Here is an 18,398-nt window from a genome sequence, read left to right on the forward strand (position 1 = left end):
CCTTTTTTGCTATACTTATTTACCCATGAATAAACCTGCCCATACGAACAATTAAATTCTTTTGCAGTCGCTGAATAATCATGCTTGCGATGGGAAAAATACTTCACTATGTTCTGATAAATTGGTATCTTCCGGCATACTGATATTCAGAATCGAATTATATATTATCAAGTCAGGAGTTCAAAATGGTTCCTGTTGGTTTTTAACAATCCTTCCTTTTGTAGTTTTGATAATTCAACAGACATTGCAGCGCGTTCTACACAGAGAAAGTCTGCCAATTGCTGGCGGTCAAAAGGAATATCAAAAGACAGAGACGAGTGCTTAATGGACTCTGACGATAAGTAGGAAAGCAGTTTCTCTCTTGTAGTGCGTTTACTTATGTGAGTGATTTTGTCATTGAAGATCAGGATTTTATTGGCCAGAACACTTACCAGATTTCGGACTAATTTCTGATGATGATCACAGGCTGTAGGGCAGGTGACAAGCAGACGCCTGACATTAAGCATAAGAATCTCACAGTTTTTTTCTGCAACAACACTGATATTTAACACAGAACCAGGTTTGGCGGCATAAGGCTCTCCAAAGAAATCGCCGGTTTTACAACGTGATAAGATGTTTCGGTGTCCCCACAGGTCTTCCTGAATAATAAGAGCAGAACCGGATAAAACAAGTCCCATCTCTTCTGTAGAATCACCGGCACGGAAAATATAGGTTCCTTCTGTTTTGACAATAGAGGTGGCATTTACGCAATGAAGCACGGAAAGGATCTCCTCGTCTGTAAGTCCTGAAAAAAAAGGACTTGTCCGTAAAACTGAAATATATTTTTTCATAAATTTTCTCCATTTGTTTGAAATCAAACATACAAGTTTTGTTTATTATACTATGATGACATCAGAAAAGCAAAACAAAGAAAAAAAGAATCACAAGGAGGTACATAAAATGATCAGAAAGATTATCCATATAGATGAGGAAAAATGTAATGGATGCGGAATCTGCGCCGATGCATGTCATGAAGGAGCCATCGATATTATTGACGGAAAGGCAAAGTTAGTAAGAGAGAATTTTTGCGATGGATTTGGGGACTGTCTTCCGGGATGTCCAACCGGAGCCATTACATTTGAAGAGCGCGAAGCTCCTGAATATGATGAAGCCGCAGTGAAAAAAGAGCATACGCCTAAAGAGTTATATAAGCATAGTGGCTGCCCGGGTTCCAGAGTAATGAAGATTCAGAGGGAAGAGGTGCAGGAAGAAAAACAGCAATTAACAGAAAAGCCATTTTCCAGACTTTCGAACTGGCCGGTTCAGATCAAGCTGGCACGTATCCAGGCTCCGTACTTTGAGGGCGCGAAGCTTTTGATTGCTGCAGACTGCACTTCCTATGCTTATGCATCTATGCATGACGATTTCATGAAGGGAAAGGTTACCCTGATCGGATGTCCAAAGTTGGATGCAGTGGATTACAGTGAAAAGTTGACGCAAATTATTGCAAAGAATGCTATTCAGTCGGTGACGATCGTTAGAATGGAAGTCCCTTGCTGCGGTGGTCTGGAAATGGCAGCAAAGAAAGCATTACAGGCAAGCGGGAGATTCATTCCATGGCAGGTGGTGACAGTTGGAATTGATGGAACCATTAAGGAATAGGGAAACAAAATATGGCATATGAATATTGGAAAGATAGAATAGAAGAATTTGAGAAAATAGATGTAAGGGGAATCCAGGGGATAGGGTATTTCAGTTCTGAAATTGGGCCATCTGCTTTATTTGCAGCATATAAAACAACCAAAAAGATGGAAAAACAGGGAAAGAACAGAGCAGAGATCGCAGAGCTTTTAAAAGAAAAATTCGGAGAGAAAAATCCGGATGTGAAGGTATAAGGAGGACTGATAATGAAATATTTTGTAAATGAAGAATGTATTGGCTGCGGATTGTGTAATGGACTGTGTCCAAAGGTGTTCTACATGAATCAGGAAGGTGTGGCTGAGGCAGTTGATCAGGAAGTTGATGCTGACGATGTGTCATCCGCAAATGATGCGATGAATAGTTGTCCAGTCCAGGCAATTGAAGAAAGATAAAAGAGGTTTCCACATGGTTGAACAGATTTATAAATTAACGCAGGAAAATAAAAAGACGATTGAAAAAATCATAATGGATGAAAATATCCATTATATGCATATGATCCTGAATAAAGGAGAATGTCTGCCGGAGCATGTTTCTAATGCCCAAGGTGTGTATATGACAGTTGTCCGAGGAAGGCTGTCTGCTAAGCTTGGAGAACAGGAAACACACGAATATCCGGCAGGAACCGTTTTGAAAATTCCGTTTCAAACAAAAATGAATATTTGTAATAAAGATGACGATACGCTGGAATTGATTGTTGTTAAAGCATCGGCGCCTCTGACCGATAGTAAGAATATAAAATGGTAAAAGGAGAGTATATATTATGGAAAATAAAATGTTTTGTTATCAGTGTGAACAGACTGCAGGATGCAGCGCATGTACCGGAAATGCAGGTGTATGTGGAAAGAAATCAGGTACTGCAAAATTACAGGATGAACTGACAGGAGCCCTGGTCGGTCTTGCAAGAGCCACAGAAGGGTCAACAGTTCTGGCAGATAGTACTTATCAGGCAATTATCGAAGGGTTATTTACCACTATCACAAATGTCAGCTTTGATGATGATTCTATCCGTGAAATGATTAAAAAAGTCCGGGCTGAAAAACAGAAGCTTGTTCCGGATTGCAGTACCTGCGGTTCTCCATGCGGAAGAAATGATGAATATGATATGAATCAGCTGTGGGATGCCGACGAGGATATTCGGTCCCTGAAGTCTCTGATCTTATTTGGTATCAGAGGAATGGCTGCTTATGCATACCATGCAGCAGTATTGGGATATACAGATGAAGAAGTAAATAAGTTTTTCTGCGAGGCATTATTTGCGATTGGATATGAAGAGGAGGCAGAAAGACTCCTTCCGCTTGTACTAAAGGTCGGTGAGATCAACCTGAAATGTATGGCTCTTCTTGATAAAGCAAACACAGAAACTTACGGAAATCCTGTACCAGTTACCGTTTCGCTTACTGTGGAAAAAGGTCCATTTATCGTAGTGACAGGTCATGATCTGAAAGATCTCCAGCTTCTGTTAGAGCAGACAAAAGGGAAAGGCATCAATATTTACACCCATGGTGAGATGCTGCCAGCGCATGCTTATCCTGAATTAAAGAAGTATCCTCATTTAAAAGGCAATTTTGGAACAGCATGGCAGAACCAGCAGAAAGAGTTTGCTGATCTTCCTGCACCGATCCTTTTTACAACCAATTGTCTGATGCCTCCAAAAGCAAGTTATGCAGACAGAGTGTTTACAACAGAAGTGGTTGCATTCCCAGGTGCAGTGCATATTGGTGAAGAAAAAGATTTTACCCCTGTTATTGAAAAAGCATTAGAGCTTGGTGGCTTTGCTGAGAATAGGGTATTTACAGGAATTAATGGCGGAACAGAAGTATCTACAGGTTTCGGTCATGGATTCATCCTTGAAAATGCAGGAACTGTAGTGGAAGCAGTAAAAAATGGTGCGATCAAGCATTTCTTCCTGGTAGCTGGATGCGATGGAGCAAAACCGGGCAGAAATTATTACACAGAGTTTGTAAAACAGACACCGGATGACAGCATTGTGCTTACACTGGCATGTGGAAAGTATCGTTTCAATGATCTTGACCTTGGAACAATTGGCGGCTTACCAAGGCTTATGGATATGGGACAGTGCAATGATGCCTATGGTGCAATCCAGGTAGCAGTAGCTCTTGCGGATGCATTTGGATGTGGCGTGAATGATCTTCCACTTTCCTATGTACTTTCCTGGTATGAGCAGAAGGCTGTGTGCATCCTGCTGACACTACTTCATCTTGGAATCAAGAACATCCGCCTCGGCCCATCTCTTCCTGCATTTGTGTCACCTAATATTTTAAACTTTCTGGTAGAGAATTACGGCATTGCACCGATTACTACTCCAGAGGAAGACCTTGCAGCTTTGTTGAAGTAATTACGCGGTAAGGGCTATGAAAAATATCATTTAACTAAATGTGAGATTTGTAATATAATAAATTGTGAAAAAGCTGATCCCCAAAAACAGTAATAACAGAAAACGATAATAATTTTATCCGAGGAGAAAAGTGGTTTCATGACGATATATGATGCAATAGAGAGAATAGCTATCTTTGAAAAAGCTTCACCCAAAATGAAGAGTAAAATAATATCTTATGCTATATTAAAGAAATATTCGGAGCAGCAAATTCTGTTTCGTGAACGGGAACAGGTGAAATCTATATATCTGCTGGTTTCAGGTAATGTTATCTTATATCGCTATAATCACCAGGGAAACAGAAAAGTAGTTTTCGTGTGTGGAAAAGGTGAGATACTCAATGAAGTAATCCTTGAACAGGAGATTGCCTCCATCAGCTGTCAGACGCTTGTAGAGAGTATCGTATTGGTCATCCAGCGTAATCATTTTCTTGAATTACTCGAAGATGATACACTTGCAAGAGCAATTATCTGCTCGGAAGCAGAAAAAATCCGGAGATTATACCGTCAGCTGTCCAATACAACAAACAGAAGCAATCTGACCTCACAGGTCGCTGCAAAATTATGGAAGCTGGGAAGAGATTTTGGCGAAGTAGTCGATGATGGAATGAAAGTGAAATTCGAATTATCGATCACATTGTTGGCTGATATGGTAGGTGCTAAAAGAGAATCCACATCGAGAGTCATTAAATCACTGAAAGAGGAAGGGCTGTTGGAGATTCAAAAAGGATATTTTATTATCAAAGATATGAAGGACCTGCTGGATCATGCACATGAATAAAAATTTAGTAGGCGTGATTTGAATCACGGAGGAAAAGGACTTGTTTTGATAAATTAATATCAGAACAAGTTCTTTTTTGTTACGAAAAAATGGACTGCCTGAAAGGAGAAGGAAACTATGGGATATATCCTGGATACGAATGATATGAATCAGGTCTTAGAGACCTTGAAAAAAGAGTATCTGATCTATGCACCGAAAGTATTTTGTGGAGGCGGCAGATTGTCAGATACAGACTGCGTCCGCTATGCGGAAATAAACAGTGTGGAGGAAATCATATTTGACAGAAAGTCTGACTATTCTTTTAAAGAAGTGCTGTTACCTGTTTCGGAGACGCTGTTTTTCTTTACGGAAGAATCGGTAACAGAAGCTTCTGCAAGAAAAAAAGGAGCTGTGATCTTTGTGAGGAGCTGTGACGTTCATGCGCTTGAGAGACTTGATGAAATGTATCTGAAAAACGGCGCACCGGATTATTATTATCAGCGTTTAAGAGAGCGCACACTGATCGTATTGATGGGATGTAACAGCAGCGATCAGACCTGTTTTTGTGTTTCCATGGGAACTAACAAAACAGATGCATATGACCTTGCTGTTAACAAAATAGCAGGAAAATATGAGGTTGATGTGAAAAACAGAAATCTGGATTCCCTTTTTGCTGAACGGAAAACAGAAAGAGCAGATATTACGCCTATGTATGTGACTGAGAATCAGACAACGGTTCATATTCCGGCAAACCTTGACCAGAGAATTATAAAAAGTTCCATGTGGCAGGAGTACAACAGCAGATGCATCAATTGTGGTCGCTGCAATTTTGTCTGTCCAACCTGTACCTGTTTTACCATGCAGGATCTGTATCATGACGAGAATGGAAAAATGGGAGAACGCCGCAGAGTATGGGCATCCTGTATGGTGGATGGATATACAGATGTAGCAGGCGGTGGCAGTTATCGTAAAACAAATGGGGAACGTATGAGATTCAAAGTACTCCATAAGATCTATGATTATACAAAGAGAACCGGACATCATATGTGTGTAGGCTGCGGCAGATGTGACGCAATCTGTCCGGAATATATATCTTATTCCCATTGTCTGAACAAACTGGAAGCAGGAATGCAGGAGGTAATTGACCATGAATAGAAATGATTATGTTCCATTTCAATCTGAGATTCTGGAGATCGTGAAACATACGGAGATAGAATACACATTCCGAATGTCGTATTACGGAGAAGTAAAACCAGGACAGTTTTTTGAAGTATCCATTCCAAAATTTGGAGAGGCTCCGATCTCTGTCAGTGGGATCGGTGATGGTTATGTAGATCTTACGATCCGAAAAGTTGGAAAAGTTACAAACGAAGTATTTGAAAAATATAAAGGAGAATATTTCTATCTTCGCGGACCATATGGAAATGGTTTTGAAGTAAATGATCATAAGGGAAATGAACTTGTGATCGTTGCCGGTGGAACCGGGGTATCGCCTGTCAGAGGTGTGATTTCTTACTTCGCTGATCATCCGGATGAATGCAGGAATTTTACCATCATCACCGGATTTAAATCAGAAAAGGATATTCTGTTCCGTGATGATTTCACCTATTGGCGAAAGAAGTTACATGTGATCCAGACACTTGATGCAGGAACAGAGACACCGGAACACAAGGTTGGTCTGGCTACGGCATTTATTCCTGGGCTTGAACTGTCAGATGTGAATACAGCGCATGCAATTGTCGTTGGACCACCGGCCATGATGCGTTTTTCTGTCAAAGCACTTCTTGAAAGAGGATTTAAGGAAGAACATATCTGGATCTCACAGGAGAGAAAGATGTGCTGCGGACTTGGTAAATGCGGACATTGCAGAATCGGGGACAAATATGTATGCCTTGACGGTCCGGTATTCAATTATACAGAAGGCAAAAATCTGATTGATTAACAGAGGTGGATACGATGGATATTAATACAAAAAAATTAAAGAAAAATGCATTTCGAGTTACAAAGGAGAGAGGCCTTGCTGCAGCCAGGGTCCGTGTTCCGGGCGGCAGAATGGATGCAAAGCTTCTTTGTGATATTCAGAACATAGCAGATACTTATGGAAATGGAACAGTCCATCTGACGATCCGTCAGGGATTTGAAATTCCTGGAATTCCATATGAGAAGATGGATGAAGTAAATAAACTGCTTCAGCCGATCATCGAAGGAACAAATGTAAATCAAAAAGAACCGGGTACCGGTTATGAATCTTCTGGAACGAGAAACATCATGGCATGCGTTGGAAACACGATCTGTCCATTTGCGAACTATGATACAACAGAATTTGCAAGAAAGATCGAAAAAGTGATATTCCCGAATGATCTTCATGTTAAGATAGCGCTCACCGGATGTTCAAACGACTGTTGTAAAGTCCGTATGCATGATTTTGGCATAATTGGAATGACTGTCCCTCAGTTTGATCCAAACCGCTGTGTAAGCTGCGGAGCCTGTGAAAAAACATGCAGGAAAAAATCGGTTGGAGCGATTGAAATGAAGAATTTCCATCCTGATAGAAACCACGAAAAATGTTTAGGATGCGGAGAGTGTGTGCTTGTATGTCCGAACTATGCATGGACGAGATCAGATAAAAAGTATTATAAATTAACACTGCTTGGAAGGACCGGAAAGAAAAATCCAAGATTGGGACAGGACTGGATCAAATGGATCGATGAAGAAAGTATCATTAAGATCATCTGCAATACCTATGATTATATCAAAGAATATATCGATCCAAATGCACCGGGAGGAAAAGAACATATCGGCTATATCGTTGACCGTACCGGATTTAAGGAATTTGAGAAATGGGCGTTAAAGGATGTACAGCTTCCGGAAATCGCGGAAGTGACAAGTCCTATGTACTGGGATGGAATCAAATACTAAAGTGCTTGGATATGAGATGATCATCTGGATTATCCGATGAATTTGTGGATAGAATCTGCTATTTAATTACCATCATCATACATATGATAATGCTGACAGACTTGGATTTAAGCGAGGTGACAAGGTAATGAATAAACCAAAGATTAGAATAACCTTAGTAGAAAAAAAGGGAACTATGGGATGCCACAGAGGGCATAAAGTTGGCGACAGCTATGATTTTGATACTGAAAGAGGAAATCTATGTCCCATGGCAATGCATGTAGCGTTTCCTTATATAGATATTTTGAGATATGGAGGAAAACTTCCTAGCCAGCCAGATGGTGTTATAAAGTTTTCGTGCCCTGATGTAGACGTACTAAATATTTTTAAGATAGAAATAGAAGAATAGTAAGGATCCCTTCTTGATCAGAGAATATGGGTGCACGAAGAGAATATAGAAGGATTGTCCTCTCGATATTATATAAGATCAAATAAAGAGTCAGGAAATGGACGAATTGATCTGACATTGAAACCGAAGATTTCATCCATGCCGGGCATAATTATGGAATTTAAGACGATAAAGGATGCTTTGGGTTTTACTTTTGTAAGACACTAAACACGAGTAACAAATTTCAGTTTAATCGCTTAATGGCTAGTCGGAAGATTTGTCATTGGGCGATTTGCTTTATACGCTCATAAGAAGAATCAAAATATGCTTAAGGCTGCATTACCAGAAATGGTGGTGCAGCTTTTTTTATTTGCCAGAAAAAATGATAAAAATGCAAAAAAATATCACAAATGATAAGTGCACCCTGGAAGTCTACCAGGAGTTTGCAGGCAGAGGCAGTCTGAGACGACTGCAGATGACAGGAAAGCGCACGCCAGACCGCCGGACGAATGAAATTGATAACAATGTTTACAGGGAGAAATGCCCGGAAAGGAGCAGTTTATGACAGAACTGAAAATGAAAGAAATGCAGATAATCCACTGGTTTGGATGCCCGAATCTGAACTGTACAAGGGAGAGAATCCATCTGGCAGCCATGCTTGACTACTATCGAATAGTGTGTGAAAACTAGAGAAGCGCCGTATACGGAACCGTACGTACGGTGCTGTGAGAGGTCGGCTAATCAACTAAGGATTAGCCTCCTACTCGATTACGTCAAGGATGCATATACTGTAAGCGTTTACCATGTACTGGCAGTTTTATTTGTTATGAAATATATATTCTTATATAAATGGGCTGCAAAGGACCAAAAAAAGCGACATCCCGGTCAGGGGTGCCGCTTTTTTGGGTTTGCGCGCCATGGGCGCGCTCTAACGGGTGTAAGTCCCGAACACGCCTAGGCAACGAGGAAGTGTATAGCTGAACAGCAAGGGTGTTCATCGTGAGGTGGAATCTGAAGGAAGCTGTAAGCAAACTCTTGGTCCGACGGACAGAAATCACATATAAGGCTCGGAAATACGGATAAGTCTGCCCAAAGAGATGAAGTCCAAAAGTTGCTGGAAGTACGAGTAAATGTGGCGGATAGATGAGAGGAAAGAGCGCGCACCTTAAGCGTGGAGGTCTCACAGAGGTTCCATTAGCCTAGTAACAACGAACTGCGAGAAGTCAGCAGAGCCCATAGTAGCGAAGAAGTTCCTGTAATGGGAATGGAGTGAAGGGGCGAACAATCAATCAGTTGAAGTACGTTCCACTTCGTAGCCTGAGCAACATCTGTCGATGACGTCAAAGATGGCAAAGGCAAAAGGGGCAGAAAGGAAACAACGCATGGACACAAGTAGTCTTATGGAGCAGATTTTGAGCAAAGATAACCTCAATGCTGCATTTCTGCAAGTCGTCAGAAACAAAGGTGCAGCCGGTGTAGACGGAATGGAATACACCGAGCTGAAAGATTACCTTTCGGAAAACGGCGAAACAATCAAGGAACAATTGCGGACAAGGAAATACAAGCCGAAACCGGTCAGACGGGTGGAGATACCCAAATCAGACGGAGGTGTACGAAATCTTGGAGTACCCACGGTCACAGACAGATTTGTACAACAGGCAATTGCGCAGGTGCTTACTCCGATATTTGAGGAACAGTTTCATGAGCATAGCTACGGCTTCCGTCCCAATCGATGTGCACAGCAGGCGGTCATTAAAGCACTTGAAATGATGAATGATGGCCACAGTTGGATAGTAGACATCGACCTAGCTAAGTTCTTTGACACCGTAGACCATGACAAATTGATGACCATTTTCGGTCGGACAATCAAGGACGGAGACGTTATCTCTATCGTTAGAAAGTTCTTAGTCAGTGGAATCATGATAGGTGATGAGTATGAAGATTCTATTATCGGAACACCACAGGGAGGGAATATTTCCCCGCTGTTGGCAAACATCATGCTCAATGAACTGGATAAGGAGTTGGAAGCAAGGGGGCTGGATTTTGTTCGATATGCGGACGATTGTATTATTATGGTCGGAAGCAGACAGGCGGCTGAGCGTGTTATGAAGAGTGTCACTCGATTCATCGAGGATAGACTCGGATTAAAGGTGAACGCTACCAAGAGCAAGATTGATAAACCTAAGGGTATTAAGTATCTCGGCTTTGGATTCTATTACGACTCATTTGCTAAAGAATACAGAGCAAAACCACACGCAAAATCAATAGTGAAATTCAAGGCGAGAATGAAAGAACTTACTTGCCGAAGTTGGGGAGTAGACAACGCCTATAAAGTGAAGAAACTCAACGAACTGATTCGTGGATGGATTAATTACTTTAAGATAGGTAGCATGAAAGGATTATGTGCGAAGTTGGATTCGAATATTAGATTCCGCCTACGCATGTGCATCTGGAAACAATGGAAAACACCTCAGAATAGAGCTAAGAACTTGATTAAACTCGGTATCAGCAGAAAATTTGCATGGTCCACAGCTTATTATGGTGCGCATATCGCACATGTTTGCCAAGGCGGTGCTATGAATATGGCTGTTACCAAAGAAAGACTAACTCGTTTTGGATTAGTCTCTATGTTAGATTACTACGTCGAAAGGCGTGTTACTTGTTAAGTTGGTTGAACCGCCGTGTACCGAACGGTACGCACGGTGGTGTGAGAGGTCGGGGATTTAATTAAAATCCCCTCCTACTCGATCTATTATTCTTTGGTTCTTGTATTAATGAACTGCAGTTTTGTCTTGGAGTACAGAATTTTCTGGCTGTGATATAGTCCGAAGTATCCGGATTCCAGATATCCGATACCGATGGCCAGCAGGAAAAATGGCATGCAGTCGAAGCCAAACAGCTCAAAGCTGAGGAACAGGCTGCTGATTGGGCAGTTGGTCACACCGCAGAAGACAGAAACCATACCGCAGGCTGCAGCCAGGGATGGATCAAAACTGGTCAGCTGACCGAAGATGCATCCAAAGGTAGCACCCACAAACAGGGTAGGAACAATCTCACCACCCTTGAAACCACAGCCAAGGGTGATGGCGGTAAAGATCATCTTCAACAGAAAAGCAGTGGGAACCACTTCGCCGGAGATTGCCTTTGTAATGATATTCATGCCGGTACCCAGATAGTCAGTAGTGTGAAGGAGATTTACCAGCAGGATAATCAGCAGCGCACCGGAGACTACGCGGATCCATTCATTTGGTACATACTTCTGATACAGATGTTCTGTGCGGTGCAGGACAGCACAGAATAAAATACTGACGGCTGCACAGAGTAAAGCGAGAATAATTACCAGCGTGATATTCTTCGCATTCATAGGAATGCCAGTCGGAATAGCGAAGTGTTCTCCTTCCGCACCCACCAGAATAGCCATTTCCCGGGCAGTCAGTGCTGCGATAGAGCATGGAACCAGCGCAGCATATTGCATGATGCCGACACTGACGACTTCCATAGAAAAAACGGTAGCTGTCAGCGGGGTACCGAACAATGCAGAGAAAGCGGCACTCATACCGCACATAATCATAATCTTTTGATCGTACTCATCCATTTTGAGCCATTTTCCAAGGGTACCACCGATACTGCCTCCCAGCTGCAGGGCAGCTCCCTCTCTTCCGGCAGAACCACCAAAGGCGTGAGTCAGCACAGTGGAAATCATGATGAGTGGAGCCATACGTAGAGGAACATATTTCCCACCAGAGATACCTTCCAGTACTCTGTTCGTTCCAGATTTGGAAGGATCTAATCTGTACATGGCTACGATTGCGAGGCCGGAAACAGGCAGCAGATACAGCATCCATAGATGTGTGATACGAAATCCGGTTACGATGGTGATACAGCGGGCAAAGCCTCCTCCGATCAGTCCAAGCACCACACCGGCAGCTCCGGCCAGAACGATCCACCGCAGCAGAATGCCGATTCTGGCAAGACATTTCCAGATTCCTTCTTTTAAAAGACTGAATAGTTTATCTGTAGTGATATTCATAACAATTCTCTCCCATAGTTTTGTAGCGGGCCTGAAAAACAACAGAATCCACCTTTTCCAGTATAATGAAAAGAAAGTATTTCTGCAATAAGAAGAGAAGAAAAAATGCGTATGCCTTGCGGAAGATGTGTGGGTTTGATAAAATGTAGAAAGCCGATGGGTTAGATCATACGAAAGAGGGCTGACATGGAAAGTATTTTAGTAAAAATTCAGGATACAGTAGCAAAGTACGCGGATGTGTTATCGAAGATTTCCCGTGTTGATGTGGAAGTGGTGGATAATCGTCTGTATCGTGTGGCAGGGACAGGGATGTTCAGTGAACTGGTGAATCAGGATATGTCAGCAGAGGGATATGTATATCGACAGGTGCTGAAAACCGGGCGCCGTCAGATTATTTATTCTCCAGGGCGGGAACTGATCTGTCAGAATTGTCCTCATTGTAATGACTGCCAGGAAGAAATTGAGATCTCCATGCCAGTACGTATGGGGATGGAGATTATCGGGATCATTGGCCTGGTCGGCAGCAGCCGGGAACAGAAAGAACGAATCCTGGGGGATGAGCAGCTTTATCTGGAATTTTTGGAGCAGATTGCGGATTTTATTTCAACTAAAGCCAGGGAATATCGTGAGATGGATAACAAGAACCGGCTTCTGGATACACTGGATTGCACGATCGGATATATTGATCAGGGAATCGTCATTATCGGGGATGACCATGTGATCACCACGTCCAATGAAGCAGCGAAAAAGCAGCTGGAACTGGATATGCCGGAAGGAACCTATGTGGAGATCGAGGCAACCGGTGACCGCATGAATTACCAGAATGAATATAAAATGAAAGTTGGGGACAGGGAGTTCTCGATCATGGGACATCTTTATGACCTGCCACAAAAAAAAGGCAGATATGCCAAACTGCTTCTGTTTGAGAACAGTAAAGCCATTCAGAAAAAGTATTATGAAATGACCTCCACGGTTCATACACTGGACTGTAGCAATATTATCGGTGACAGTGAGGGAACACAGAAGATGAAGCGGGAGATCATGCAGGTGGCTCAGAGTAGTTCTACCGTACTGATTACCGGTGAGAGTGGTACGGGAAAAGAGATGGTGGCGACAGCGATCTGGAATGCCAGCAATCGTCATTCCGGAAGATTTGTAGCGATTAACTGTGCAGCGATTCCGGAGGCACTGCTGGAATCTGAACTGTTTGGTTATGTAAAGGGAGCCTTTACCGGAGCTGATCCTCATGGTCGAATCGGAAAGTTCGAGCTGGCCAATAAAGGTGTGATTTTCCTGGATGAGATCGGAGATATGCCGCTGTATCTGCAGGCGAAGCTGCTGCGGGTACTACAGGAGCGGAAGATCACCCGAATTGGTTCCAATCAGGTGATTCCCATTGATGTGCGGATTCTGGCAGCAACCAATCGAGATCTGAGGGAGATGATTCGGGAAAAGAAGTTCCGGGAGGATCTTTATTATCGATTGAATGTCATCCCATTAGAGATAGCACCGTTAAGAGAGCGTATGGAGGATATTCCACCGCTGGCAGAGCATTTTGCCACTCATTATGCAAAGCTTTTTCAGAAATATTTCTGGAAGATTACGGAACCGGTGTTGAATTGTCTGAGACAGTATCCATGGCCTGGCAATGTGCGAGAGCTGGAGAATGTGGTGGAATTCATGGTGAATATGATGGGAACGGATGGAGTCCTGGATGAAAAGACATTGCCGCGGGAAGTAAGAGAACGGGGAGGAAAAAGTGAGGAGAAAAACAGCTCATCAGATGGAGAAGAGGACGAAAGAACAGTACATTCTGAGACTGGGCGCGGGACAGAAGAAGTGTTGACCTTAAAAGAACTGGAACAGAGAGCCATTCGTCAGGCCATTGCCAGATATGGAGACACCACCCAGGGGAAAAAAGAAGCGGCCAGACAACTGGGCATCGGACTTGCCACCCTGTACCGAAAAATTGGGGAATAAAGCTAATGGGGACGGAGAGCCAGAAAACACCGTCCCCATTGGTTTCTCAGAATGAGAAAAAGGGAATGGAATTCTCATTCTGAGAATAAATAATTCCCAAAATGAGAAAAAACAGCGAATCGAAAAGAGAATATAAGAACCGAAAAAGATTCATACAAAAAACCAGGTGATGAAAAAGCCTTGTATTTCATGGATCTTTTTTATTTTTTTAAATTTTTACTCTTTTTTTAGAAACGGGAACGGAACTTGCTGTATAGATAGACAGAAAGCAAAAATACCAGATAAATAAATCTGGTACGAAAGAAAGGAAGGAACGCATGAAAGAATCATTTAAGATGGTGACACGGAAGCATGAAAAGAACAGCGGATGTGACCTGAAATTATTCAGCAAAGAGTCTGCTGATAAAATCCGTGAATTTCACAAAAGCTTTCCAGTATATGCACCGACACCACTGGCACATCTGGAAGAGACTGCAAAATGCCTTGGATTAAAAGATGTATATGTAAAGGATGAATCCTGGAGATTCGGATTAAATGCATTTAAGGTGCTGGGCGGAAGCTATGCAATCGGAAATTATCTGGCAGGCCGTCTGGGAAAAGATATTTCAGAAGTAAATTATGAAACCCTGATTTCTGATGAGACAAGAAAAGAACTGGGAGATATCACTTTTGTAACAGCTACCGATGGTAATCACGGAAGAGGTGTGGCATGGACAGCAAACCAGTTCAAACAAAAAGCAGTCGTATATATGCCAAAAGGAAGCGCTCTGGAACGTCTGAACAACATCAGGGCAGAGGGGGCAGAAGCAAGTATCACAGATCTCAACTATGACGAAGCTGTTCGTCTGGCTAACAGCCAGGCAGAGCAGAAGGGCTGGGTAATGGTACAGGATACTGCTTGGGAAGGATATGAAGATATTCCGACCTGGATCATGCAGGGATACGGAACCATGGGACTGGAAGCACAGGAACAGCTTCCTGAGAAACCGACTCATATCTTCCTTCAGGCGGGTGTTGGATCCATGGCCGGAGCAGTAACCGGATTATTCTCCGCAATCTATGGCGAAGACAGACCGGTGATTACCATTGTAGAACCGAACAAGGCAGACTGCCTGTATCGTACCGCAGAAGCAAATGACGGCGAACGTCATTTTGTGACCGGTGATATGAACACCATCATGGCAGGTCTTGCATGTGGCGAACCTTGCAGTATCGGATGGAAGATCCTTTCCGATTACGCAGATCACTTTATTTCCTGCCCGGACTATGTGGCAGCAAAGGGAATGCGTATTCTTGGTAATCCCGCAAAAGGAGATGACCGTGTGATCTCGGGAGAAAGTGGAGCAGCAGCATTCGGATGCGTGGCAGAGATCATGACCAATCCGGAACTGGCAGATCTGAAGAAAGAGCTTGGCCTTGATGAAAACTCCCGCGTACTGTTCTTCAGCACAGAAGGGGATACCGATCAGGAAAACTATAAAGCAATTGTATGGGATGGAAAATATCCAAGTACTCACGAAAACTAATCATATAAAAAAGGCACAGGAAAAGGAGGACATTATGTTAAACAAAGAAAGACAGGAAGAAGTAGTAGAATTATGTCAGCATCTGATCCAGAAGCAGAGCTATTCCGGACATGAAGACGGTGTGGCAGGTGTTCTGGAAGAACAGTTAAAGAAAAAAGGATTTGATTCTGTAACCGTAGACAAATACGGAAACGTCATCGGATGTATCAAAGGTAACCGTCCAGGTAAAAAGATCCTGTTTGATGGACATATCGATACTGTACCGGTAACAGATGAAACAGAATGGCAGTACCCGCCTTTCGCAGCTGAGATCCATGATGGAAAGATCTACGGAAGAGGAACCAGTGACATGAAAGGTGCCGTAGCAGGATTTGTAACTGCTGCAGCTGCATTTGCAGAAGACACGAAGAAAGATTTCGCAGGAGAAATCTATGTAGCAGGTGTGGTTCATGAAGAATGCTTTGAAGGTGTGGCAGCCCGCGAAATCAGCAGCTTTGTAAAACCGGATTATGTAGTCATTGGTGAAGCTTCTCAGCTGAACATCAAGATCGGACAGAGAGGACGCGGCGAAATCGTTCTGGAAACATTCGGAAAACCTTGCCATTCTGCAAACCCGGAAAAAGGTATCAACGCAGTATATAAGATGGCAAAAGTGATCGAAGCAATCCGTACTCTGGAGCCGACACATCACCCGGTACTGGGCGATGGTATTCTGGAGCTGACCGATATCAAGTCTGCGCCATACCCAGGAGCATCTGTAGTACCAGAATACTGCCGTGCTACGTATGACAGACGTCTGCTGGTTGGCGAAACAAAAGAAAGTGTTCTGGCACCGATTCAGGCACTGTTGGACAAGCTGATGGCTGAAGATCCTCAGTTAAAAGCAAAAGTTTCCTACGCAGTTGGAAAAGAACAGTGCTACACAGGAAATGAGATCACAGGCGAGAGATTCTTCCCAGGATGGCTGTATGATGAAAAAGATGCATTCGTACAGGATGTAAAGAAGGAACTGGAAGGAATGGGATACACACCGGAAATCACACAGTACAACTTCTGTACAAACGGAAGCCATTACGCAGGGGAAGCCGGAATCAAGACCTTTGGCCTTGGACCATCCAAAGAAAATCTGGCACATACGGTAAACGAATATATCGAAATCGACCAGCTGACCAAAGTAACAGACTGCTACTACGGAGTCATGAAAGCACTGTTAAAATAAGTATTGGGGATTTTGATCAGGAGAAGGGATTATAGACATGAGTGGAAAACAGACAACAGCGTTAATTATTATCTTTATTTACATGGCACTGACCATTGTATTAGGTCTGGTAGTGTCCAAAAGAAAAGCAGCAAAGCAGGCAAAACAGAGTAACGAAGATTTCCTGATGGCAGGAAAGTCCTTAGGACCTTTAGTACTGGCAGGAACATTGTTCGCAGCGAATACCGGTGGTGCTAGTACAACCGGTATTGCAACCAATGTTTACAGCTATGGTATTTCTGCATGCTGGTATGTGATTGCAGCCGGAATCGGATTTGTACTGGTATCTTTTATTGCACCATATTTCCGTAAAGCACAGGCAAGTACTGTACCACAGATTATCGGAAAACGTTACGGAAAAGCTTCCCACATTTTTACTGCATTTACTTCTATCGCAGCTCTGTTCATGGCAACAGGAGCACAGATTATTGCAACAGCGTCCATTATTAACGTAGTAACCGGACTGGATTTCCGTACCGCTGCAATCGTGATTACGATCGTAGTTATCATTTACACCATGGTAGGTGGATTCCAGTCAGTAGCAGCAGCAAACCTGATGCACGTAATTGTAATTACGGTTGGTATGGCAGTAGCTATGTTTGTTATGCTTGGCAACCAGCAGGTAGGCGGCTTTGCAGGACTGTTTGCAAAAGCAAAAACAGTGACAGATTCTACAGGAGCTTCTCTGGATCTGCTTAGTATGACAAAGATTGGTATACCTACTGTAATTGGTTACATCGCAATGTATTTTATGACTTTCCCTACCGGACAGGAAATTGTTCAGACATACTGTTCCGCAAAAGACGGAAAATCCGCAAAGTTTGGTTCCCTGATCGCAGGTGTGCTGTCTGCTGTATACGCAATTGTGCCTGCAATCATCGGTCTGATGGCTTATGTATGTATCGATGGATATGCAAGTGGCCCACAGAAAAACGCACTTGCAGATGCAACTATGAATTTTGCACCGGCAGTGGTAGCAGGTATCGTACTGGCAGCAGTGGTAGCAGCAACTATGAGTTCTGCATCCGGTAACATGATCGGTACAGCAACGATGTTCACAAATGACGTGTTCCGTCCATATATCAACGGTGGAAAACAAGATGATGCAAAAGAAATCTGGATATCCAGAATCGTTATGGTAATCGTTGGAGGCGTAGGTCTGATCGTAGCATTAACAGCATCCAATATCATCAGCGTTATGATGGGTGCATTTGCACTGAGAAGTGCAGGTCCGTTCGCTGCATTTATCTGTGGTCTGTTCTACAAGAACGTAACACAGAGAGCAGGATTTATCTCTATCGTATCCGGAACAATTGTAGCAGCTATCTGGATTTATGTTTTACATACACCATGGGGATTAAGCGCAATGGTTCCTGGTGGTATCGTAGCACTGATCGTAATCTTTGTAGTATCAGCAATTGAAAGAAGTATGGGCGTTGCACCAGCTCCGGAAATTGAACTGGAAGAAGATTAAACAGTACCTG

Annotated in this window: 20 protein-coding genes; 17 read left to right on the plus strand and 3 right to left on the minus strand. The window is 43.0% G+C overall.

Annotated elements, in window-relative coordinates:
- Positions 1–107, minus strand: a 107-nt coding sequence (locus OCV47_RS16170) for a helix-turn-helix domain-containing protein (RefSeq protein ID WP_262654492.1), incomplete at its 3' end; no start/stop codon positions are given.
- 60 nt (positions 108–167) lie between these two features.
- Complete coding sequence (locus OCV47_RS06300; RefSeq protein ID WP_262654378.1) at positions 168–830, minus strand: Crp/Fnr family transcriptional regulator; 663 nt, start codon at positions 828–830, stop codon at positions 168–170.
- 109 nt (positions 831–939) lie between these two features.
- Between OCV47_RS06300 and OCV47_RS06305 the strand changes: the two genes are divergently transcribed.
- The 13 genes from OCV47_RS06305 (at position 940) to ltrA (ending at position 10,786) form a co-directional block, all read left to right on the plus strand.
- Positions 940–1,641: an ATP-binding protein gene (locus OCV47_RS06305; RefSeq protein WP_262654379.1), complete on the plus strand. Its 702-nt coding sequence runs from the start codon at positions 940–942 to the stop codon at positions 1,639–1,641.
- 11 nt (positions 1,642–1,652) lie between these two features.
- Positions 1,653–1,874 (plus strand): hypothetical protein, encoded by a 222-nt coding sequence (locus tag OCV47_RS06310; protein ID WP_262654381.1) that lies wholly within the window; start codon positions 1,653–1,655, stop codon positions 1,872–1,874.
- Between the two features lie 12 nt (positions 1,875–1,886).
- Positions 1,887–2,072 carry a ferredoxin gene (locus OCV47_RS06315; RefSeq protein WP_262654382.1) on the plus strand — a complete coding sequence of 62 codons (186 nt, stop codon included), beginning with the start codon at positions 1,887–1,889 and terminating at the stop codon, positions 2,070–2,072.
- Between the two features lie 13 nt (positions 2,073–2,085).
- On the plus strand, positions 2,086–2,424 hold the full coding sequence (locus OCV47_RS06320; protein WP_262654383.1) for a cupin domain-containing protein: 339 nt from the start codon (positions 2,086–2,088) through the stop codon (positions 2,422–2,424).
- Positions 2,425–2,440: 16 nt separating this feature from the next.
- Positions 2,441–4,036 (plus strand): hydroxylamine reductase, encoded by a 1,596-nt coding sequence (hcp, locus tag OCV47_RS06325; protein ID WP_262654385.1) that lies wholly within the window; start codon positions 2,441–2,443, stop codon positions 4,034–4,036.
- Between the two features lie 138 nt (positions 4,037–4,174).
- The gene (locus OCV47_RS06330; protein ID WP_262654387.1) at positions 4,175–4,855 is read left to right on the plus strand and encodes a Crp/Fnr family transcriptional regulator; all 681 of its coding nucleotides are present in this window, start codon (positions 4,175–4,177) and stop codon (positions 4,853–4,855) included.
- A gap of 117 nt (positions 4,856–4,972) precedes the next feature.
- Positions 4,973–5,989 (plus strand): anaerobic sulfite reductase subunit AsrA, encoded by a 1,017-nt coding sequence (asrA, locus tag OCV47_RS06335; protein ID WP_262654389.1) that lies wholly within the window; start codon positions 4,973–4,975, stop codon positions 5,987–5,989.
- On the plus strand, positions 5,982–6,776 hold the full coding sequence (gene asrB / locus OCV47_RS06340) for an anaerobic sulfite reductase subunit AsrB (RefSeq protein ID WP_262654391.1): 795 nt from the start codon (positions 5,982–5,984) through the stop codon (positions 6,774–6,776). The genes asrA and asrB overlap by 8 nt, the downstream gene beginning before the upstream one ends.
- A 14-nt stretch (positions 6,777–6,790) precedes the next feature.
- Entirely contained in the window at positions 6,791–7,753 is a 963-nt protein-coding gene (asrC, locus tag OCV47_RS06345) for a sulfite reductase subunit C (RefSeq protein ID WP_262654393.1), read from the plus strand.
- 127 nt (positions 7,754–7,880) lie between these two features.
- Positions 7,881–8,141, plus strand: coding sequence for a TIGR04076 family protein (locus tag OCV47_RS06350; RefSeq protein WP_262654394.1), 261 nt, complete (start codon positions 7,881–7,883; stop codon positions 8,139–8,141).
- Between the two features lie 30 nt (positions 8,142–8,171).
- Entirely contained in the window at positions 8,172–8,348 is a 177-nt protein-coding gene (locus OCV47_RS16025; protein ID WP_262654396.1) for a PD-(D/E)XK nuclease domain-containing protein, read from the plus strand.
- 333 nt (positions 8,349–8,681) lie between these two features.
- The gene (locus OCV47_RS06360) at positions 8,682–8,810 is read left to right on the plus strand and encodes a hypothetical protein (protein ID WP_262654397.1); all 129 of its coding nucleotides are present in this window, start codon (positions 8,682–8,684) and stop codon (positions 8,808–8,810) included.
- A gap of 692 nt (positions 8,811–9,502) precedes the next feature.
- Positions 9,503–10,786, plus strand: a complete 1,284-nt coding sequence (gene ltrA, locus OCV47_RS06365) for a group II intron reverse transcriptase/maturase (protein ID WP_262654493.1) — start codon at positions 9,503–9,505, stop codon at positions 10,784–10,786.
- 86 nt (positions 10,787–10,872) lie between these two features.
- On the opposite strand, the gene OCV47_RS06370 is transcribed toward ltrA, so the two are convergent.
- Positions 10,873–12,150, minus strand: coding sequence for a chloride channel protein (locus OCV47_RS06370; protein WP_262654398.1), 1,278 nt, complete (start codon positions 12,148–12,150; stop codon positions 10,873–10,875).
- Between the two features lie 186 nt (positions 12,151–12,336).
- Between OCV47_RS06370 and OCV47_RS06375 the strand changes: the two genes are divergently transcribed.
- From OCV47_RS06375 to OCV47_RS06390, 4 genes are all read left to right on the plus strand, one after another.
- Complete coding sequence (locus tag OCV47_RS06375; RefSeq protein ID WP_262654399.1) at positions 12,337–14,130, plus strand: sigma-54 interaction domain-containing protein; 1,794 nt, start codon at positions 12,337–12,339, stop codon at positions 14,128–14,130.
- Between the two features lie 317 nt (positions 14,131–14,447).
- On the plus strand, positions 14,448–15,656 hold the full coding sequence (gene dpaL, locus OCV47_RS06380) for a diaminopropionate ammonia-lyase (protein WP_117448306.1): 1,209 nt from the start codon (positions 14,448–14,450) through the stop codon (positions 15,654–15,656).
- A 34-nt stretch (positions 15,657–15,690) separates the two neighbouring features.
- Positions 15,691–16,875, plus strand: a complete 1,185-nt coding sequence (locus OCV47_RS06385) for a YgeY family selenium metabolism-linked hydrolase (RefSeq protein WP_117448305.1) — start codon at positions 15,691–15,693, stop codon at positions 16,873–16,875.
- 37 nt (positions 16,876–16,912) lie between these two features.
- Complete coding sequence (locus OCV47_RS06390) at positions 16,913–18,388, plus strand: sodium:solute symporter family protein (protein WP_262654400.1); 1,476 nt, start codon at positions 16,913–16,915, stop codon at positions 18,386–18,388.
- The last annotated feature ends 10 nt before the right edge of the window (positions 18,389–18,398 follow it).

This window comes from Muricoprocola aceti, from assembly GCF_025567005.1.
Lineage (GTDB): Bacteria > Bacillota > Clostridia > Lachnospirales > Lachnospiraceae > Marvinbryantia > Marvinbryantia aceti.